The organism is Streptomyces sp. NPDC031100 (genome assembly GCF_055570785.1).
Genome location: NZ_JBVIGN010000004.1, coordinates 112,390 through 128,564, shown reverse-complemented (window position 1 = coordinate 128,564; position 16,175 = coordinate 112,390). Strand labels below are relative to the sequence as shown.

The window sequence follows — 16,175 nt, the reverse complement described above, 5'->3', positions numbered from 1 at the left end:
CGGGCACGGACGCGGAAGGGACCAGGTGAGCCGACGCGAGCGGACCCGCCTGGGCGGACGCCTGGGAAGCCGCTGGTACCGGTACGGAGGAAGCCGCCGGAGCGTTGGCAGCCTCGGGCGCAGGCGCCGTCGGAGCCGCGGGCGCGGGCACGGACGCGGAAGGGCCCAGGTGAGCCGACGCGAGCGGACCCGCCTGGGCGGACGCCTGGGAAGCCGCTGGTGCGGAGGCAGACGGAGGCGTCGGTACGGCCGGAGGCGTCGGTATGGGCGGTGGCTGCTGTGTCGGTGTGGCCGCCCCCTGGGGCTGGGTCGCCGACGGGTGCTGGACCGGTGGGGCGGGAGCCCAGGGGCCCGGCTCGCCGTACGGCGGGGTGCTGTAGGGGTCGGGGTCGTGCAGGGGCTTGGGACGCTCGGCGGGCGGTGCGGCGGCGGAGCCCGCCTCGGTCGGCGCGGGCTTCGCCAGCTCGAAGTCGCCGTCGGCGGGCCTGGCCGGTGCCTCCCCCGCCGACGTCTGCTCCCGGTGTTCCCCCTGCTCCCCCGGCGGGACGGACGTCGGGTTCCCCTCGTTCAATGCTCTCCCCAGGGCTGGCCGCGGCCGCGCGCGTCGGCGGTGGCCGCGGAACGTCGACTCCGCGCCCGGGTCACCGCCGCGGGCACGGTCTCACAGGATTCAACCAGGTTCGGCGGCCGCGGGGCAGCGGCAGGTCAGGGTGCCTGTCGGGAGGAGGAGGGGGAGTCCGAGGACCGGAGGGGAATGGAGGGGGTGTCGGGGACGGGGGCGGACAGCGGGCCGAGGACGGTCGGCTGGGGTGTCGCGGACCAGGAGGTCAGGGAGAACGGCGAGATCTCGCTCAGCGGACGTATCAGCGGGGAGACCGCGGCCGCACCCGCCATCACCGGTGTGGTCAGGTCGTGCGCGGCGTCCTGCACCTGCCCGGCGGCCGGGGCCGGCACTCCGGGCAGCAGCGGCGCGGACAGGGAGGTCGGCGGCACCGGCGTCTGGCCGAACAGGCTGCTGCCCTGGGCGAGCAGCGGTCCCGTCGAGCGGCGGCGCTGGGGGTCGGGTGTGGCCGCGCCCGTGCCCGCCGCACGCGTCGGGACGACGTTGCCGGAGCCGGAGCCGCCGCGGGCGTCCGCGGTCACGTCGCCGGGGATGGCGGTGGTCACGCCGCCGAGGGCCAGGGCGGCCAGCGACACCGCTCCGGCGGCGGCGAACGCGAACCGCAGTCCGCGCGAGGCGGAACGGTCGACGTCCGGGCGGCCGACGGGATGGATGCGGAAACCGCGCTCCTGGGGAGCGACGGGAGCCGCGGAATGGGCAGGGTCGGCGGGGACGTACCCGAACTCGAAGCGCTCGCCGCGCCGCACTCCGAAGACCCCGGCCCCGGGATCCCGCCCGAAGAGGCCGCCCCCGGGCGCCTGCGTGCCGTCGCCGTCGGGGTCACCGCCCGCGGGAAGGCCCTGGAGGCGGGCCAGGAAGCTCTCGGAGGGCGCCGGCGGGGCCGCCTCGGCGAACACGTTCTTCAGCCGTCGCTGGGCGTCCGCCTCCGCCTTGCACCGGGCACAGGTGGCCAGGTGCGCGAGGACACGCTCGCGCGACTCATGACCCAGCTCCCCGTCCACCAGGGCGGAGAGCCGGTCTCCCAGGTGCTGCTCGGTGAGGTGTGCCTCGGCAGCCTTCGGTCGTGATCCACTCACGCGGTCGCGCCCCCTCCCCCCAGAGCGGGGACACGGGCCACGAAGGAGCGCCGCTCGGCCTGGCGCGCCTCCGGCGACCGGTGGGCGAGGGCCTTGCGGAGCTGGGAGCGGCCGCGGTGGATTCGGGAGCGGACCGTGCCGAGCTTCACGCCGAGGGTCGCGGCGATCTCCTCGTACGACAGTCCTTCGATGTCGCAAAGGACGACCGCGGCGCGGAACTCGGGCGCGAGGGTGTCCAGGGCCTGCTGGACGTCCGCGTCGAAGTGGGCGTCGTTGAAGACCTGCTGCGGGGTGGGCTCGCGGCTGGGCAGGCGCTCGGCCGCGTCCTCGCCGAGGGCGTCGAAGCGGATGCGCTGCTTGCGCCGGACCATGTCCAGGAAGAGGTTCGTGGTGATGCGGTGCAGCCAGCCCTCGAACGTGCCTGGCGAGTACGTCGACAGCGAGCGGAAGACGCGGACGAAGACTTCCTGGGTGAGGTCCTCGGCGTCGTGCTGGTTGCCCGTGAGGCGGTATGCCAGACGGTAGACCCGGCCGCTGTGCGTGCTGACGATCTCCTCCCACGTGGGCGGAGTCCACGCCTGCCCGTCCGCGTCGGTGGAGAAGGTCGCGGTGTGGGCGCGCTCGGCGGCGTGGCGGTGGTCAGCGGTGTCGGTCACGGATTTCGGCCTGCCCGCCGATCCGAGAAAGCGCCGCAGCACTCCTCCCCGATCCACAGGCGCAGCCGCACCTCCCCTGTCGGCTCTGGTGGTGTCCAGTGGAGCCCCTACCATAGCCACCTCGCCCGTTAGCTCCGGATAAGCGGTTTTACGAGAATTTGATACGCGCTGATACGGCTCATACGGCTGCGTCAGCATGTGCTCGGCGTCCTCATCCACCTCATACCCCCCGTCACGTCCCGGGCCACCGGCTCTCATCCCTTTAAACGCCCGGTCCCATCTGCGGGTTCCCGGGGGCAACGGATACAGTCACGCCCAGGCAACCACGGGGACAGGAGAGGGCCATTACCGGCAACCGGCAGACGAGCTGGGCGTTCGCCGACGCCTTTGTCGCCGAGGACGAAGCGCTGCGCTGGGCCCGTGACCGGGCCCGCGAGGCAGGGCTGCGCTCGGTGTCGCCCGGCACGGGCGCCGCGCTGCGACTGCTCGCCGCCTCCGTGGACGCGAAGGCGGTCGCGGAGATCGGCACCGGGTGCGGGGTGTCCGGAATCCATCTGCTGCACGGCATGCGCCCGGACGGGGTGCTCACCACGGTCGACCCGGAGCCGGAGCACCAGCAGTTCGCCCGGCAGGCCTTCCGCGCCTGCGGCTTCGCCAGCAACCGGGCCCGGTTCATACCCGGCCGCGCCCTGGACGTGCTGCCCCGGCTCGCGGACGCCGGATACGACCTCGTCTTCTGCGACGGGGACCGGCAGGAGTACTCGGACTACCTCGCTGAATCGTTGCGCCTGCTGCGTCCGGGCGGCCTGGTCGTCTTCGAGGGCATCTTCGCCAACGGCCGTACGGTCGACTCGAGACCGCAGCCGACGGAGGTACTGCGGCTGCGCGAGCTGCTGCGCACGGTGCGGGAGAGCCAGGAGTTGGTGACGTCGCTGCTGCCGGTGGGCGACGGTCTGCTGTGCGCGGTCAAGCGGTGAGCGGCGGACCGCCGGGGGTCCGGAACACGACCGCCCCGGCACCGCATACGATGCCGGGGCAGCCGGAAGGACTCGATCGCGGGCGCGTCAGACGACGACCTTCTTGAGGGCGTCGCCGAGCGCCTCGGCCTCGTCAGGGGTCAGCTCGACGACAAGTCGACCGCCGCCTTCGAGCGGAACGCGCATGACGATGCCCCGCCCCTCCTTGGTCACCTCGAGCGGGCCATCACCCGTCCGCGGCTTCATGGCCGCCATGCTCGTTCCCCTTCCTGAAACCAGCTCATCGTCTGCCGAGAGCCCTCGGAGGGCATCCGCGGTTCCGGGAGCGGACACGCGACACCGGCATCGAACACATTGCTTCCAAGCCATTATCCCGCATCTCAGGACCCGATGACCAACATCAGTCGGCATCGCTTGGGCAACGCGCGCGAGCAAAACCACTCAATTCGGGGATGTGGCTGCGATACTGCACCGCCCTGCGAGCGCCCTCCGAGCGACTCCACTCCGGTTTTCTTTGACGCAGGTCACACGTCCGGTCCGGTCCTTGGACGGCGATCTCCGCCATGCTGTCCTTCGGACAGGGACGTACTGAGCGGTACGTCACCCAGGACGACACCGGAGGGGATGCGCCATGGCCGACACCGTGCTCTACGAGGTGAGCGACGGACTCGCGACGATCACGCTGAACCGCCCCGAGGCGATGAACGCGCTGAACATCGCGACCAAGGTCGCGCTCCGGGAGGCGGCGGAATCGGCGGCCGGGGACACTGCCGTACGGGCGATCCTGCTGACCGCCGCCGGCGACCGGGCCTTCTGCGTGGGCCAGGACCTCAAGGAACACATCGGGCTGCTGGCGGCGGACCGCGAGACGGGGTCCGGGCAGACGATGAGCACGGTCAAGGAGCACTACAACCCGATCGTGAAGGCACTGGCCGGGGCTCCGAAGCCGGTGGTGGCCGCGGTGAACGGGGTCGCGGCCGGGGCGGGCTTCGGCTTCGCGCTCGCCGCGGACTACCGGGTGGTGGCCGAAACCGCCGCTTTCAACACCTCCTTCGCGGGCGTCGCGCTGACCGCGGACTCCGGCATCTCCTGGACGCTGCCCCGGGTGGTCGGCCCGGGCCGCGCCGCAGACCTACTGCTCTTCCCGCGCAGCATCAGCGCGCAGGACGCGCTGGAGCTGGGTATCGCCAACCGGCTGGTGCCCTCCGCCGAGCTGCGCGCCGAGGCCGAGAAGGTGGCGCGGGCCCTGGCAGAGGGGCCGACGGTCGCCTACGCGGCGATCAAGGAGGCGATGGCGTACGGCCTGACGCACTCGCTCGCCGAGACGCTGGAGAAGGAGGACGAGCTGCAGACCCGGGCGGGGCAGTCCGAGGACCACGCGATCGCCGTGCAGGCCTTCGTGAACAAGGAGAAGCCGAAGTATCTGGGGCGCTGAGCCGTTGGCCTGCGGGTCGGTGGAGGTGCGCGCCTCTGGGGCTACGCCCCCAGGCCGGCCCCCCATCGGCCCGACGGCCTCGCCCTCAAACGCCGGACGGGCTGTTTCTGCTGACGCACGCCTCCAAGTGGTCGTTGACCAGCCCGCACGCCTGCATCAGGGCGTACGCCGTCGTCGGGCCGACGAACTTCAGGCCGCGCTTCTTCAGGGCCTTCGACAGGGCCGTGGACTCCGGGGTGACCGCGGGGACGTCGGCGAGGGTCTTCGGAGCGGGGCGGCCGGAGGGGGCGGGGGCGTGGGACCAGATGAACTCGTCCAGCTCGCCCTCGGACCAGTCGGCGAGCACGCGCGCGTTGGCGAGCGTCGCGTCGATCTTGGCGCGGTTGCGGATGATGCCCGGGTCGGCCAGCAGCCGCTCGCGGTCCTCGTCCGTGAAGGCGGCGACCTTCCCGATCCGGAAGTCGGCGAAGGCCGTGCGGAAGCCCGGGCGGCGGCGCAGGATCGTGATCCACGACAGGCCCGACTGGAAGGCCTCCAGGCTGATCCGCTCGAAGAGGGCGTCGTCGCCGTGGACCGGGCGGCCCCACTCCTCGTCGTGGTACGACACGTAGTCCTCGGTGGACAGGGCCCACGGGCAGCGCAGCACGCCGTCGGGCCCGGCGAGGGCGGTTCCGTCGCTCATCGCCGGTCCTCCGGGTGATCGGCCTTGTCCATGCGGGCGTGCGCGGCCGCTGCTCTGGCGCCGGCCAGCGCGGACTCCAGGTCGGCGATACGGGCGTCCCGCTCGGCGAGTTCGGCGCCGAGGCGGCTCAGGGCGTCGTCGACATCCGCCATGCGGTAGCCACGCGGGGCGAGCGGGAAGCGCAGGCTCTCCACGTCCGCCCTGTGGACCGGGCGGTCCGGCGGCAGCGGGTCCTGCAGCCGCTCCGGGGCCGCCTCCGGCAGCGGACCGCTCTCGCCGCCGCCCACCACGGCGAGGGTCACCGCGGCCACCACGACGGCGAGGGCGACGACCAGGAACAAGAACATAACCATCGCTGAGGTCCCCAAGCTCCTTGTGCCCGACGCTGTGCCGGAAGCCAAATCTGTCAGGCTCCGATCGTGCCATGCGAGTCTGACAGTTAGGGTCGCAGGCGGCTGTTCTGCGGACGTACTAGGAGAGGTCACAGGGGATGCTCAGGCTGGGCAGACGTGAATTCGGGCCGCACGAGCCGGTGATCATGGCGATCGTGAACCGGACCCCCGACTCCTTCTACGACCAGGGGGCCACGTTCCGCGACGAGCCGGCGCTGGCGCGGGTGGAGCAGGCGGTGGCCGAGGGCGCCGCGATCGTCGACATCGGCGGGGTGAAGGCCGGGCCGGGCGAGGAGGTCACGGCCGAGGAGGAGGCGCGCCGGACGGTCGAGTTCGTCGCGGAGGTACGGCGTCGGTTCCCGGACGTGATCATCAGTGTGGACACCTGGCGGGCCTCGGTCGGCGAAGCGGTGTGCGAGGCGGGGGCGGATCTGCTGAACGACGCGTGGGGCGGGGTCGACCCGGGGCTCGCGGAGGTCGCTGCGCGGTACGGGGTGGGGCTGGTGTGCACACACGCGGGGGGTGCGCAGCCGCGGACCCGGCCGTACCGCACGACGTACGACGACGTGATGGCCGACATCCTGGAGGTGACCCTGGGGCTGGCGGAACGCGCTGTCTCTCTGGGGGTGCCGCGGGAGTCGGTGCTGATCGATCCCGGGCACGACTTCGGGAAGAACACGCGGCACAGCCTGGAGGCGACGCGGCGGCTGGACGAGATGGTCGCCACGGGGTGGCCGGTGCTGGTGTCCCTGTCCAACAAGGACTTCGTGGGCGAGACCCTGGACCGGCCGGTGAAGGGGCGGTTGATCGGCACGCTGGCCACCACTGCGGTGTCCGCGTGGCTCGGGGCGCAGGTGTACCGGGTCCATGAGGTGGCCGAGACACGCCAGGTACTCGAGATGGTGGCATCCATCGCCGGCCACCGACCCCCCGCAGTAGCCCGACGAGGCCTGGCCTGACCCCGGGGGCGGAGCCCCCGGGGGCGGGGTCAGCGGGCGGCTTCCTTTGAGACCAGGGCCACCGCTTCGTCGACGTCGTCCGTCACGTGGAACAGCAGCAGGTCCTTCTCGGACGCCTTGCCCTGGGCCACCAGTGTGTTCTCCAGCCACGCCACCAGGCCGCCCCAGTACGCGCTGCCGAACAGAACGATCGGGAAGCGGGTGACCTTCTGGGTCTGGACGAGGGTGAGGGCCTCGAAGAGTTCGTCGAGGGTGCCGAGGCCGCCCGGAAGCACGACGAAACCCTGCGCGTACTTCACGAACATCATCTTGCGGACGAAGAAGTAGCGGAAGTTGAGCCCGATGTCGACGTAAGGGTTCAGCCCCTGCTCGAACGGCAGCTCGATACCGAGCCCCACCGAGATGCCGCCCGCCTCCAACGCACCCTTGTTGGCCGCCTCCATGGCCCCCGGGCCGCCCCCGGTGATCACCGCCCAGCCCGCCTCGACCAGGCCGCGGCCCAGCCGCACGCCCGCGTCGTACTCCGGCGAGTCCACCTTCGTACGGGCGGAGCCGAACACGCTGATGGCGGGGGGAAGTTCGGCCAGCGTGCCGAAGCCCTCGATGAACTCCGACTGGATCCGCAGCACCCGCCAGGGGTCGGTGTGCACCCAGTCCGAGGGCCCGCCCGCGTCCAGCAGCCGCTGGTCGGTCGTGCTGGACGTGACCTGACCGCGCCGTCGGAGGACCGGTCCGAGCCGCTGCTCGTCCGGCGGCTGCTTCTTCCCCTCGGGGTTCCCGGTAGCCATGTGCGCTCCCTCCGCTTGCCGGTAGTTCGATCTCAGACTAGATCGACGCAGGTTACGGAGGGGGGACGTCCGCATGTCCGCCATGAAGCGCCGTACGGGACCCTTGCGCCGACCCTGTGCGGACCCTTACGCGGTGAGCCAGTTGCGCAGCCGCTCCTCGCCCGCAAGGATCTTCGCCACCTCGACCCGCTCGTCCCGCTTGTGCGCCAAGTGCGGGTTGCCCGGGCCGTAGTTGACGGCGGGCACGCCGAGCGCGGAGAAGCGGGAGACGTCGGTCCAGCCGTACTTGGGCTGCGGGGTGCCGCCCACCGCCTCGATGAAGGCGGCCGCGGCCGGGTGGGAGAGGCCGGGCAGCGCGCCGGGGCTGTGGTCGTCGACCACGAACTCCTCGACACCGCAGCCCGCGAACACCTCGCGGACGTGCGCGATCGCCTCCTCCTCGGTGCGGTCGGGGGCGTACCGGAAGTTGACCGTGACCACGCACTCGTCGGGGATCACGTTGCCCGCGACGCCACCGCTGATGCCGACCGCGTTCAGGCCCTCGCGGTACTCCAGCCCGTCGATGACCGGCCAGCGGGGCTCGTAGGAGGCGAGGCGGGCCAGGACGGGGGCCGCCGCGTGGATGGCGTTGGAGCCCATCCAACCGCGCGCGGAGTGGGCCCGCTCGCCCTTGGTCTTCAGCAGCACCCGCAGCGTGCCCTGGCAGCCGCCCTCGACCTGGCCGTCGGAGGGCTCCAGCAGGACCGCGAAGTCGCCCCGCAGCCACTCGGGATGGGCCTCGGCCACGTGCCTGAGGCCGTTGAGCTCGGCGGCGACCTCCTCGTTGTCGTAGAACACGAAGGTCAGGTCGCGGTTGGGGGCGGGGACGGTCGCGGCGATGCGCAGCTGCACCGCGACCCCGGACTTCATGTCGCAGGTGCCGCAGCCCCAGAGGACGCCGTCCTCGTCCAGCCGCGACGGGACGTTCTCCGCGATCGGCACCGTGTCGATGTGGCCGGCCAGGATGACGCGCTCCGCGCGGCCCAGGTGCGTGCGGGCGATCACGTTGTTGCCGTACCGGTCCACCGTCAGGTTCGGCAGGGCGCGCAGGGCGGTCTCGATCGCGTCCGCGAGGGGCTTCTCGGTGCCGCTCTCGGAGGGGAAGTCCACGAGCCGCGCGGTGAGCGCGGCGGCGTCCAGCGTGAGGTCAAGCGAGGTGTCGGCCATGGCTCCGACCCTAGCGCGGGCCCCAGGTCAGCAGTGGTCGCCGGACCCGGCGTGAGGGCCGGAAGGCGCTCCAGTACCTTGTACGCGTGCCAGACCCGTCCCCCACTCGTCCCAAGCGTCGCGGCCGCCTCCTCCGTATCGGCGCGGCGCTGTTGGTCCTGTCCGGCGTCGTCGCCTATCTCGTGGTGCAGTACATCACCGGAGGGCCGGGTGCGCGCGGCTGCAAGGTGGTCTCGAGCACGGGCGACGGGGCGTCGTACGAGTTCACGCCCGAGCAGGCGGTGAACGCGGCGACGATCGCCGCCGTCGGCACCGGGCGGGGCATGCCCGAGCGGGCGGTGACCATCGCGCTGGCGACCGCCATCCAGGAGTCGGGGCTGCGCAACATCGAGCACGGCGACCGGGATTCCCTGGGCCTGTTCCAGCAGCGGCCCTCACAGGGCTGGGGCACCGAGCAGCAGATCATGGACCCGGCGTACGCGGCGGGCATCTTCTACGCGCACCTGGCCAAGGTGCCGGACTACACGGGGCTGCCGCTGACGGTGGCCGCGCAGCGGGTGCAGCGCAGCGGCTATCCGGAGGCGTACGCGAAGCACGAGCCGGACGCCACGCTGCTGGCGGCCGCGCTGACCGGGCAGGCGGCGGCCACGCTGACCTGCGACGGGCGCCCGGCGCGCACCGCAGAGGCGACCGGTCCCGACGCGGTACGGGCGGCGCTGGTACGGGACTTCGGGCGGGACGCGCTGCAGGAGACGGGCGCCGAGGTGGGCGGTACGCAGGTTCCGTCGCCGTCGCCGTCCCCGAGCGTGACCTCGAGCGCGCGCGGGCGCACAGTGACCGTCCCGGTGCCCGAGGGCGGGAAGCAGGACGCGACCGGGCGCAGCGAGCGGGAGCGTGGCTGGCAGCTCGCGCACTGGGCCGTGGCCAACTCCTCGGCGCTGCACATCCAGCAGGTGGCGTACGCGGGCCGGGAGTGGACTGCGGGGAGCGGCGGCGGCGCGTGGCGCACGACCGGCTCGAAGGGGGCCGCGGGCGCGGAGAGGTCCGTGGGATCGGTCCGGATCGTGGCCGGACAGTAGTACGGGGGATCACTCGGCCGGGTTGTACGGCCGCGGGGCGCGCATATTTTCCGGCGGGCTGCGGCGAACTTTCGAGAACCCCGGGAAATCAAGGGCCGTAAGGATTCTGCAGGGTCCGGGGCAGGTGTTCTTTGCCCGTTTTTATCCACAACCGATAATGCGATGCGTTATCCATTCTTTACCTTCGGCGTCCGCAACCTTCGTCGGCTTCGAGCGGTAGTCACGGCGTCCGAGTCCGGACACCAACACCGTTTCTCCCGTCGAATGGAGCATTATGTCCCTCCCTCTGACCCGTCGGATCGCCCGTGCCGCGCTGATCGTCGCAGCAGGAGCGGCCGCCGGGGTCGGTGCGGCCGGCTCTGCCGGCGCGGCCACCAGCCTGCCGGAAGCCACTCCGAACGTCGGCGGCCTGACCGCGCTGGACGGGGCGAACGCCGCCGGCACCCTCGACGGTGCGACGCAGCACGCCACCGGCCTCGCGACTGACGCGGGCAGCAAGGCGGTCAAGCAGACGGTGCCCGCCGCGGCCAAGACCGGCGGTGGTGCCGTGAAGAAGGCGACGCCTGCGGCGCAGAAGGCCGTCGGAACTGTCGTCGGCACCGCTGGGACCGCGCTCGGCGGTGCCGCGTCCAGCGCGACGAAGGGCGGCACCCTGCCGGCCGGCTCCCTCGCCAAGGGTGCCCCGACCCTGGACGGTCTGCAGATCCCCAGCTGACGCTCGCTGACGACAACGGGGCCCAGGGAGTTTCCCTGGGCCCCGTTGCGCTGTCTCGGTCCGGTTACGCCGTCAGCCGGGCCACCGCCGCACGGACGCGTTCGTCCGTCGCCGTGAAGGCCACACGGACGAAGTTCTCGCCCGCCTCGCCGTAGAAGTCGCCGGGAGCGACCAGGATGCCCAGCTCGGCGAGGTGGGCGACCGTGGTCCAGCAGGACTCGTCCCGGGTGGCCCAGAGGTAGAGGCTGGCCTCGCTGTGCTCGATGCGGAAGCCGTGGCGGACGAGGGCGTCGCGCAGGGCCGCGCGGCGCGCCGCGTAGCGCTCGCGCTGGACGCGGACGTGCTCGTCGTCGCCGAGGGCCGCCGCTGCCGCCGCCTGCGTCGGCGCCGAGGTCATCATGCCGCCGTGCTTGCGGATCTCCAGGAGGGGGCCCAGGACGGCCGGGTCGCCCGCCAGGAAGGCGGCACGGTAGCCGGCCAGGTTGGAGCGCTTGGAGAGGGAGTGGACGGCGACGATGCCGTCGTAGGAGCCGCCGTTGACGTCGGGGTGCAGGACCGAGACCGGGTCGGCCTCCCAGCCCAGCTCCAGGTAGCACTCGTCGGAGACGAGCAGGACGCCGTGTGCACGGGCCCAGGCGACGATGCCGGTCAGCTCGTCCTTGGACAGGACCCGGCCGGTCGGGTTCGACGGCGAGTTCAGCCAGAGCAGCTTGAGGTTCGCCGGGTCCAGCTCGCGCGGGTCGTCGTAGACCTCGTAGTCCGCGCGGGCCAGGCGGGCGCCGACCTCGTAGGTCGGGTAGGCCAGGCGCGGGTACGCCACCTTGTCGCCGGGGCCGAGGCCCAGCTGGGTCGGCAGCCAGGCGACCAGTTCCTTGGAGCCGACGACCGGCAGCACATGGCGGTGGGTGACCTCACGGGCGCCCAGGCGGCGCTCCAGCCACCCGGTGATCGCGTCCCGCAGCGCGGGCGTGCCCCAGACCGTCGGGTAGCCCGGCGAGTCGGCCGCATCGACCAGAGCCTTCTGGATCAGTTCGGGAACCGGGTCGACCGGGGTGCCGACGGACAGGTCGACGATGCCGTCCGGGTGCGCGGCGGCCGTCTTCTTGTACGGCTCCAGCTTGTCCCAGGGGAACGTCGGAAGGCGGTCGGAGACTGCGGACACGGGTCTTGCTCGCTTTCGTCGGTACGGCAAACGCCTCGGTCCCGTACGGCGGTGATCAAGGCGATCGGGCCGTACGGGACCGAGGCGGCGCGGATACGGGCCGCTGGGCCGCTCAAACGGTCACTAGGCCTGCGGCGGCAGCGCGGCGATGAAGGGGTGGTCGCGCTCGATCAGCCCCAGCTTGCTGGCGCCGCCGGGAGAGCCCAGCTCGTCGAAGAACTCGACGTTCGCCTTGTAGTAGTCCTTCCACTCCTCCGGAGTGTCGTCCTCGTAGAAGATCGCCTCGACCGGGCAGACCGGCTCACAGGCACCACAGTCGACGCATTCGTCCGGGTGGATGTACAAGGACCGGGAGCCCTCGTAGATGCAGTCGACCGGGCACTCCTCGATGCACGCCTTGTCCTTCACGTCGACACAAGGCTGCGCGATGACGTAGGTCACGCTGTCGTTCCTCCTCGATAGGGCGCTGGCGGGCCTCCATAGGCTCCGCCGCCTGGCGCGCGGGAGCGCGGCGTCGTCGATGCCCGCCCCTAGTATCTCCGTTCCGGGGCATGATCCATACAGGAGGGGTGAACTGACCAGTGGAAATATCGGCGCACGGACGCCTCGAGGTCCGTATCACCGCCGCTGACGTGGGCAAACGGGTCTCCGTACGGCGCTTGGGCGAACCTGGAACGGCAGGGGAGAAGTTCACCGACACGGTGGGTGTTCTCACATCATGGGACGACGGCGTGCTCATGATCACACGGCGGGACGGGCGGAGTGTCCGGATCCCGGAGTCCGCGCTGGTCGCGGGCAAGGTGGTACCGGCCGCGCCGGCGCGCCGCCGGGGTCCGGCCGCGAGCTATGCGGAGCTGGCGCGCATCGCCGCGCGCGCGTGGCGGCCGGTGGAGAGCGAGCGGCTGGGCGAGTGGGAGCTACGGGCGGCCGACGGGTTCACGCGACGCGCCAACAGTGTGCTGCCGCTCGGTGACCCGGGTCTCCCGCTCGACGCGGCCCTGGAGACCGTACGACGCTGGTACGGCGAGCGCGGCCTGCCCGCCTACATCCAGACCGCCACCGGCGCCGAGGGCACGCAGGAGCTGCTGTGCGCGGAGCTGGAGCGGCGCGGGTGGGTGCGGGAGGTGACCGCCGAGCTGTGGACCGGGGCACTGGCACCGATCGCGGACCGGGCCGAGGGCACCGGGGTGCTGCTGTCCCGGGAGGCCGACGCGGCGTGGCTCTCCCGTTACCAGCGCAAGGGAATGACCGAGGTGGCCCTGCGGGTGCTCGCCACCGGCCCGTCGGTGTGGTTCGCGACGGTGCCCGGCGCGGCCGGGGAGCCGCCGGCGGCGATCGGGCGGTGCGTGGTGGACGGCCGCTGGGCCGGCTTCGCCGCCGTCGAGGTCGACCCCGCCCGCCACCGCCAGGGCCTGGCCACCGAGGTCATGTCCGCGCTGGCCCGGCGCGCCCTGTCCGAGGGCGCCTCGGCGGCCTGGCTCCAGGTGGAAGACGACAACGAGCCCGCCCGTGCCCTGTACGCCGCCCTCGGCATGTCCCCGCACCACGCCTACCACCATTACCGGGCACCGGAAGAGCACGGCGCCGCCGACCAGGGGGACGCCGGATGAGCCCGACGCGCGGTACTGGTACCGATGCGGGCGGCACGAGCCGCGCCCGGCTGCGAAGAACATCAGCCCCGGATCGTCGTAGGGATCGTTGTGGACGGGCATGAGCCAGGCATGCGGCATCCTCTTCTTCCGCCTCCGTATCCGCCCCCGCCGGAGCGGTCCGCCGAGGTGCGGCGGCGGTTCGCGGAGGAGGCGCGGTCCGAGCGGCCGGATCTGTCGGCGCTGTGTCTGTTGATCGGCGCGGAGGCGGACGGGTCGCTGGGTGAGCAGGGCATCGACGCGGCGCAGCTGGAGCTGGACCGGCTGGCCGGGCTGCTGCCCTATCGGCCGGGCGGCCCGCGGGCGTGGGCGGAGGCGGTGTCCCGGCTGCTGGGCGAGCGCTACGAGTTCCACGGGACCCCCGCCGACTACCAGCGTCTGGAGTCCTCGCTGCTGCACGAGGTGCTGCGACGGCGGCGCGGGCTGCCGATCCTGCTGTCGGTGGTGTGGATGGAGGTGGCGAGAAGAGCGGGCGCCCCGGTGTACGGGGTCGCGCTGCCCGGCCACTTCGTGGTCGGGTTCGGTCCGGCCGAGGAACAGGTGCTGGCCGATCCGTTCGACGCGGGCAGGGTGCTGACCGGGGCGGATGCCGAGCTGCTCGTGGTGGGGGCCACGGGGGCGCCGCTGCAGCCCTCGATGCTGGTGCCCGCGCCGCCGCTGGAGGTGGTGCAGCGGATCCTGAACAACATCCGGGCGTGGGCCGCCGCTCGGCCCGAGCGGTCGGACGTGGCGCTGCGTGCCGTGGAGCTGAGCCTGCTGCTGCCCGCGCACCCGGCTCGGCTGCGCTACGAGCGGGGACACCTGCTGGTGCAGCGGGGCGAGTACACGACGGGAGCCGCGGAGCTGGAGGCGTACGCCCATCTGATCGAGGTCGTCGACGAGTCGGCCGCGCGCAAGGTGCGCGAGCAGGCCCGCACGGCCCGGGCGATGCTCAACTGACCACCCGGAACGGACCGCTCGGACGATCACTCGGGCGACCGCTCAGAGCCAGCCTTTCTCCCGCGCCGTGCGCACCGCCTCCGCCCGGTTGCGTACCGCGAGCTTCTGGATGGCCGTGGAGAGGTAGTTGCGGACCGTGCCCTGGGACAGATGGAGGGCCTTGGCCAGCTCCGCGTTGGTGGAGCCGTCGGCCGCCGCGCGCAGCACCTCGCGTTCCCGTTCGGTCAGCGGGTTCGCGCCCTCGGCCAGTGCGGCCGCGGCCAGCGTGGGGTCGATGACCCGCTCGCCGGCGAGCACCTTGCGGACCGCGTCGGCGAGTTGGGCGGCCGGCGCGTCCTTGACCAGGAACGCGTCGGCGCCCGCCTCCATCGCGCTGCGCAGATAGCCGGGGCGGCCGAAGGTGGTCAGGACGACGAGCTTGACCGCGGGGTGCTCCCGGCGCACCTGGGCCGCCGCCTCGATGCCGGTGCAGCCGGGCATCTCGATGTCGAGCAGCGCCACGTCCACACCGTGCGCGCCGACGGCCGCCAGCACCTCGTCCCCGCGCGCGACCTGGGCGACGACCTCGATGTCGTCCTCCAGGCCGAGCAGGGCGGCGAGCGCCTCGCGGACCATCGACTGGTCCTCCGCCAGGAGGACCTTGATCATGCTCGTCATGCCCCGGATCCTACGTCCGCCGAGGGCACCGCAGGCACCCGGGCGACGAGCCGGAACCCGTGCCTGGCCCGGCCCGCCTCCAGCGTCCCGCCGGCCTTCTGAAGCCTCTCGGTCATGCCGCTCAGACCGTTGCCGTGCCCCTTGCCGGAGCCGCCGGATCCGTTGTCCTCGACGCAGAGTTCGAGCGTCGGCCCGTCCAGGGTCTGCCGGCGCACGAGCTGGACGACGCACCGGTCGGCGCCGCTGTGCCGGACCACGTTGGTGACCGCCTCGCGCAGCGCCCAGGCGAGGGCGGCCTCGGCCTCCTCGGGGACGTCGGTGAGGTCGGGTTCCGCGGGCACCTCGGCCGCCACCCCGGCGGCGGTGAGCGCGACCTGGGTGCCGGCGAGTTCGGCGGCGAGGCGGGGGCGGCGGTAGCCGGTGACGGCCTCGCGGACGTCGACCAGGGCCTGGCGGCTGACCTGTTCGATGTCGGCGACCTGCTGGGCCGCCTTGTCGGGGTGGCCGGGCAGCATCCGGCCGGCCAGCTCGCTCTTCAGCGTGATCAGGGAGAGGGAGTGGCCGAGCAGGTCGTGCAGGTCGCGGGCGAGGCGCAGCCGCTCCTCGTTGGCGGCGAGCTGGGCGACGGTGGCCCGGGCCTTGCGCAACTCGATGGTGGTACGCACCAGTTGGCCGACGCCGGTCATCGCGAAGCCGATGAGCAGGGTCAGCAGGAGCAGGTCGCGCCCCGCCTGCTCGTCGGAGTGCAGTCCGACGAGGTACATCGTGACGGCGGTGGCCGGGATGGCCCAGTAGGCGGCCTTCAGCGGCAGCGTGGCCCCGCAGGCGACCGACACGTAGACGAAGAGGCCGAGCCAGGCGCTGCCGAGGGTGTAGGCGAGGACGGGGGCGAGGACGCCGAGGATCGCGCCCAGGGTGAGGACGATGCGCGGGGAGAACGGCCGGCCGATGTTGCGGAAGACCAGCGTCAGATAGACCCCGACGAAGGCCGCGAGGCCGAGTGAGCCTGCCACGGTGGCACCCGTGGTGTGTCCGCCGTTGATCAGGTCGTGGACCGGCGAGCTGAGGAAGACCAGCCAGACGCCGATCCACAGAATCTTGACCAGCAGCTCGCGCCGGTTGCCGGGCGGCCAGCCCACGGGCGCGTGCTTCGTACCGCCTGTGCTCCGGTCTTCCGTCAT

The 16,175-nt window shown here is 72.5% G+C and carries 18 protein-coding genes and 1 pseudogene; 7 read left to right on the top strand and 12 right to left on the bottom strand.

The genetic code is table 11. From position 1 onward, the window contains the following. From ACZ5DS_RS12455 to sigE, 3 genes and pseudogenes are all read right to left on the bottom strand, one after another. A pseudogene (locus tag ACZ5DS_RS12455) lies at positions 1-571 on the bottom strand (protease); the annotation flags it as partial. A gap of 134 nt (positions 572-705) precedes the next feature. Continuing rightward, positions 706-1,698, bottom strand: coding sequence for an anti-sigma factor family protein (locus tag ACZ5DS_RS12450; RefSeq protein WP_468236723.1), 993 nt, complete (start codon positions 1,696-1,698; stop codon positions 706-708). Then, positions 1,695-2,396 carry an RNA polymerase sigma factor SigE gene (gene sigE / locus ACZ5DS_RS12445; RefSeq protein WP_468238181.1) on the bottom strand — a complete coding sequence of 234 codons (702 nt, stop codon included), beginning with the start codon at positions 2,394-2,396 and terminating at the stop codon, positions 1,695-1,697. The genes ACZ5DS_RS12450 and sigE overlap by 4 nt, the downstream gene beginning before the upstream one ends. 236 nt (positions 2,397-2,632) lie before the next feature. Between sigE and ACZ5DS_RS12440 the strand changes: the two genes are divergently transcribed. Further along, positions 2,633-3,331: an O-methyltransferase gene (locus ACZ5DS_RS12440; RefSeq protein ID WP_468238179.1), complete on the top strand. Its 699-nt coding sequence runs from the start codon at positions 2,633-2,635 to the stop codon at positions 3,329-3,331. Positions 3,332-3,418: 87 nt separating this feature from the next. On the opposite strand, the gene ACZ5DS_RS12435 is transcribed toward ACZ5DS_RS12440, so the two are convergent. After that, entirely contained in the window at positions 3,419-3,586 is a 168-nt protein-coding gene (locus ACZ5DS_RS12435) for a DUF3117 domain-containing protein (RefSeq protein WP_018544333.1), read from the bottom strand. Positions 3,587-3,962: 376 nt separating this feature from the next. Here ACZ5DS_RS12435 and chcB point away from each other — a divergent pair, with 376 nt between their 5' ends. Then, positions 3,963-4,766, top strand: a complete 804-nt coding sequence (chcB, locus tag ACZ5DS_RS12430) for a 2-cyclohexenylcarbonyl CoA isomerase (RefSeq protein WP_468236720.1) — start codon at positions 3,963-3,965, stop codon at positions 4,764-4,766. An 85-nt stretch (positions 4,767-4,851) separates the two neighbouring features. Here chcB and ACZ5DS_RS12425 read toward each other — a convergent pair whose 3' ends face one another. Beyond that, entirely contained in the window at positions 4,852-5,448 is a 597-nt protein-coding gene (locus tag ACZ5DS_RS12425; RefSeq protein ID WP_468236717.1) for a DNA-3-methyladenine glycosylase I, read from the bottom strand. After that, on the bottom strand, positions 5,445-5,801 hold the full coding sequence (locus ACZ5DS_RS12420; RefSeq protein WP_468236716.1) for a DivIVA domain-containing protein: 357 nt from the start codon (positions 5,799-5,801) through the stop codon (positions 5,445-5,447). The genes ACZ5DS_RS12425 and ACZ5DS_RS12420 overlap by 4 nt, the downstream gene beginning before the upstream one ends. A gap of 137 nt (positions 5,802-5,938) precedes the next feature. On the opposite strand from ACZ5DS_RS12420, the gene folP reads away from it, so the two are divergent. Beyond that, the gene (folP, locus tag ACZ5DS_RS12415; RefSeq protein WP_468236714.1) at positions 5,939-6,799 is read left to right on the top strand and encodes a dihydropteroate synthase; all 861 of its coding nucleotides are present in this window, start codon (positions 5,939-5,941) and stop codon (positions 6,797-6,799) included. A 29-nt stretch (positions 6,800-6,828) separates the two neighbouring features. On the opposite strand, the gene ACZ5DS_RS12410 is transcribed toward folP, so the two are convergent. Continuing rightward, a complete protein-coding gene (locus ACZ5DS_RS12410; protein WP_468236712.1) occupies positions 6,829-7,587 on the bottom strand; it encodes an LOG family protein in 759 nt (252 codons plus the stop codon). 126 nt (positions 7,588-7,713) lie between these two features. After that, the gene (gene dapE, locus ACZ5DS_RS12405) at positions 7,714-8,793 is read right to left on the bottom strand and encodes a succinyl-diaminopimelate desuccinylase (RefSeq protein WP_468236710.1); all 1,080 of its coding nucleotides are present in this window, start codon (positions 8,791-8,793) and stop codon (positions 7,714-7,716) included. An 86-nt stretch (positions 8,794-8,879) separates the two neighbouring features. Between dapE and ACZ5DS_RS12400 the strand changes: the two genes are divergently transcribed. Together ACZ5DS_RS12400 and ACZ5DS_RS12395 are read left to right on the top strand one after the other, a co-directional pair. Continuing rightward, positions 8,880-9,872 (top strand): VldE C-terminal domain-containing protein, encoded by a 993-nt coding sequence (locus ACZ5DS_RS12400; protein ID WP_468236707.1) that lies wholly within the window; start codon positions 8,880-8,882, stop codon positions 9,870-9,872. A gap of 274 nt (positions 9,873-10,146) precedes the next feature. Continuing rightward, complete coding sequence (locus tag ACZ5DS_RS12395) at positions 10,147-10,587, top strand: ATP-binding protein (RefSeq protein ID WP_468236704.1); 441 nt, start codon at positions 10,147-10,149, stop codon at positions 10,585-10,587. Between the two features lie 64 nt (positions 10,588-10,651). Here the strand turns inward: ACZ5DS_RS12395 and ACZ5DS_RS12390 are convergent, their stop codons facing one another. Further along, complete coding sequence (locus ACZ5DS_RS12390; RefSeq protein WP_468236701.1) at positions 10,652-11,749, bottom strand: bifunctional succinyldiaminopimelate transaminase/glutamate-prephenate aminotransferase; 1,098 nt, start codon at positions 11,747-11,749, stop codon at positions 10,652-10,654. Positions 11,750-11,872: 123 nt separating this feature from the next. Then, entirely contained in the window at positions 11,873-12,190 is a 318-nt protein-coding gene (gene fdxA / locus ACZ5DS_RS12385) for a ferredoxin (protein ID WP_010047804.1), read from the bottom strand. Positions 12,191-12,330: 140 nt separating this feature from the next. Between fdxA and ACZ5DS_RS12380 the strand changes: the two genes are divergently transcribed. Then, positions 12,331-13,359: a GNAT family N-acetyltransferase gene (locus ACZ5DS_RS12380; protein WP_468236698.1), complete on the top strand. Its 1,029-nt coding sequence runs from the start codon at positions 12,331-12,333 to the stop codon at positions 13,357-13,359. 111 nt (positions 13,360-13,470) lie between these two features. Continuing rightward, on the top strand, positions 13,471-14,337 hold the full coding sequence (locus ACZ5DS_RS12375) for a transglutaminase family protein (RefSeq protein WP_468236696.1): 867 nt from the start codon (positions 13,471-13,473) through the stop codon (positions 14,335-14,337). A 42-nt stretch (positions 14,338-14,379) separates the two neighbouring features. Here the strand turns inward: ACZ5DS_RS12375 and ACZ5DS_RS12370 are convergent, their stop codons facing one another. Further along, the gene (locus ACZ5DS_RS12370) at positions 14,380-14,994 is read right to left on the bottom strand and encodes a response regulator (protein WP_468236693.1); all 615 of its coding nucleotides are present in this window, start codon (positions 14,992-14,994) and stop codon (positions 14,380-14,382) included. Next, on the bottom strand, positions 14,991-16,175 hold the full coding sequence (locus tag ACZ5DS_RS12365) for a sensor histidine kinase (RefSeq protein WP_468238176.1): 1,185 nt from the start codon (positions 16,173-16,175) through the stop codon (positions 14,991-14,993). The genes ACZ5DS_RS12370 and ACZ5DS_RS12365 overlap by 4 nt, the downstream gene beginning before the upstream one ends.

What these genes read in the sequence shown, in the direction of transcription:
- ACZ5DS_RS12370 (WP_468236693.1), bottom strand. Translation starts at nt 14,994, where the DNA reads ATGACGAGCATGATCAAGGTCCTCCTGGCGGAGGACCAGTCGATGGTC.
- ACZ5DS_RS12410 (WP_468236712.1), bottom strand. Translation starts at nt 7,587, where the DNA reads ATGGCTACCGGGAACCCCGAGGGGAAGAAGCAGCCGCCGGACGAGCAG.
- ACZ5DS_RS12425 (WP_468236717.1), bottom strand. Translation starts at nt 5,448, where the DNA reads ATGAGCGACGGAACCGCCCTCGCCGGGCCCGACGGCGTGCTGCGCTGC.
- folP (WP_468236714.1), top strand. Translation starts at nt 5,939, where the DNA reads ATGCTCAGGCTGGGCAGACGTGAATTCGGGCCGCACGAGCCGGTGATC.
- ACZ5DS_RS12365 (WP_468238176.1), bottom strand. Translation starts at nt 16,175, where the DNA reads ATGACGGAAGACCGGAGCACAGGCGGTACGAAGCACGCGCCCGTGGGC.
- dapE (WP_468236710.1), bottom strand. Translation starts at nt 8,793, where the DNA reads ATGGCCGACACCTCGCTTGACCTCACGCTGGACGCCGCCGCGCTCACC.
- ACZ5DS_RS12435 (WP_018544333.1), bottom strand. Translation starts at nt 3,586, where the DNA reads ATGGCGGCCATGAAGCCGCGGACGGGTGATGGCCCGCTCGAGGTGACC.
- ACZ5DS_RS12420 (WP_468236716.1), bottom strand. Translation starts at nt 5,801, where the DNA reads ATGGTTATGTTCTTGTTCCTGGTCGTCGCCCTCGCCGTCGTGGTGGCC.
- ACZ5DS_RS12395 (WP_468236704.1), top strand. Translation starts at nt 10,147, where the DNA reads ATGTCCCTCCCTCTGACCCGTCGGATCGCCCGTGCCGCGCTGATCGTC.
- ACZ5DS_RS12375 (WP_468236696.1), top strand. Translation starts at nt 13,471, where the DNA reads ATGCGGCATCCTCTTCTTCCGCCTCCGTATCCGCCCCCGCCGGAGCGG.
- chcB (WP_468236720.1), top strand. Translation starts at nt 3,963, where the DNA reads ATGGCCGACACCGTGCTCTACGAGGTGAGCGACGGACTCGCGACGATC.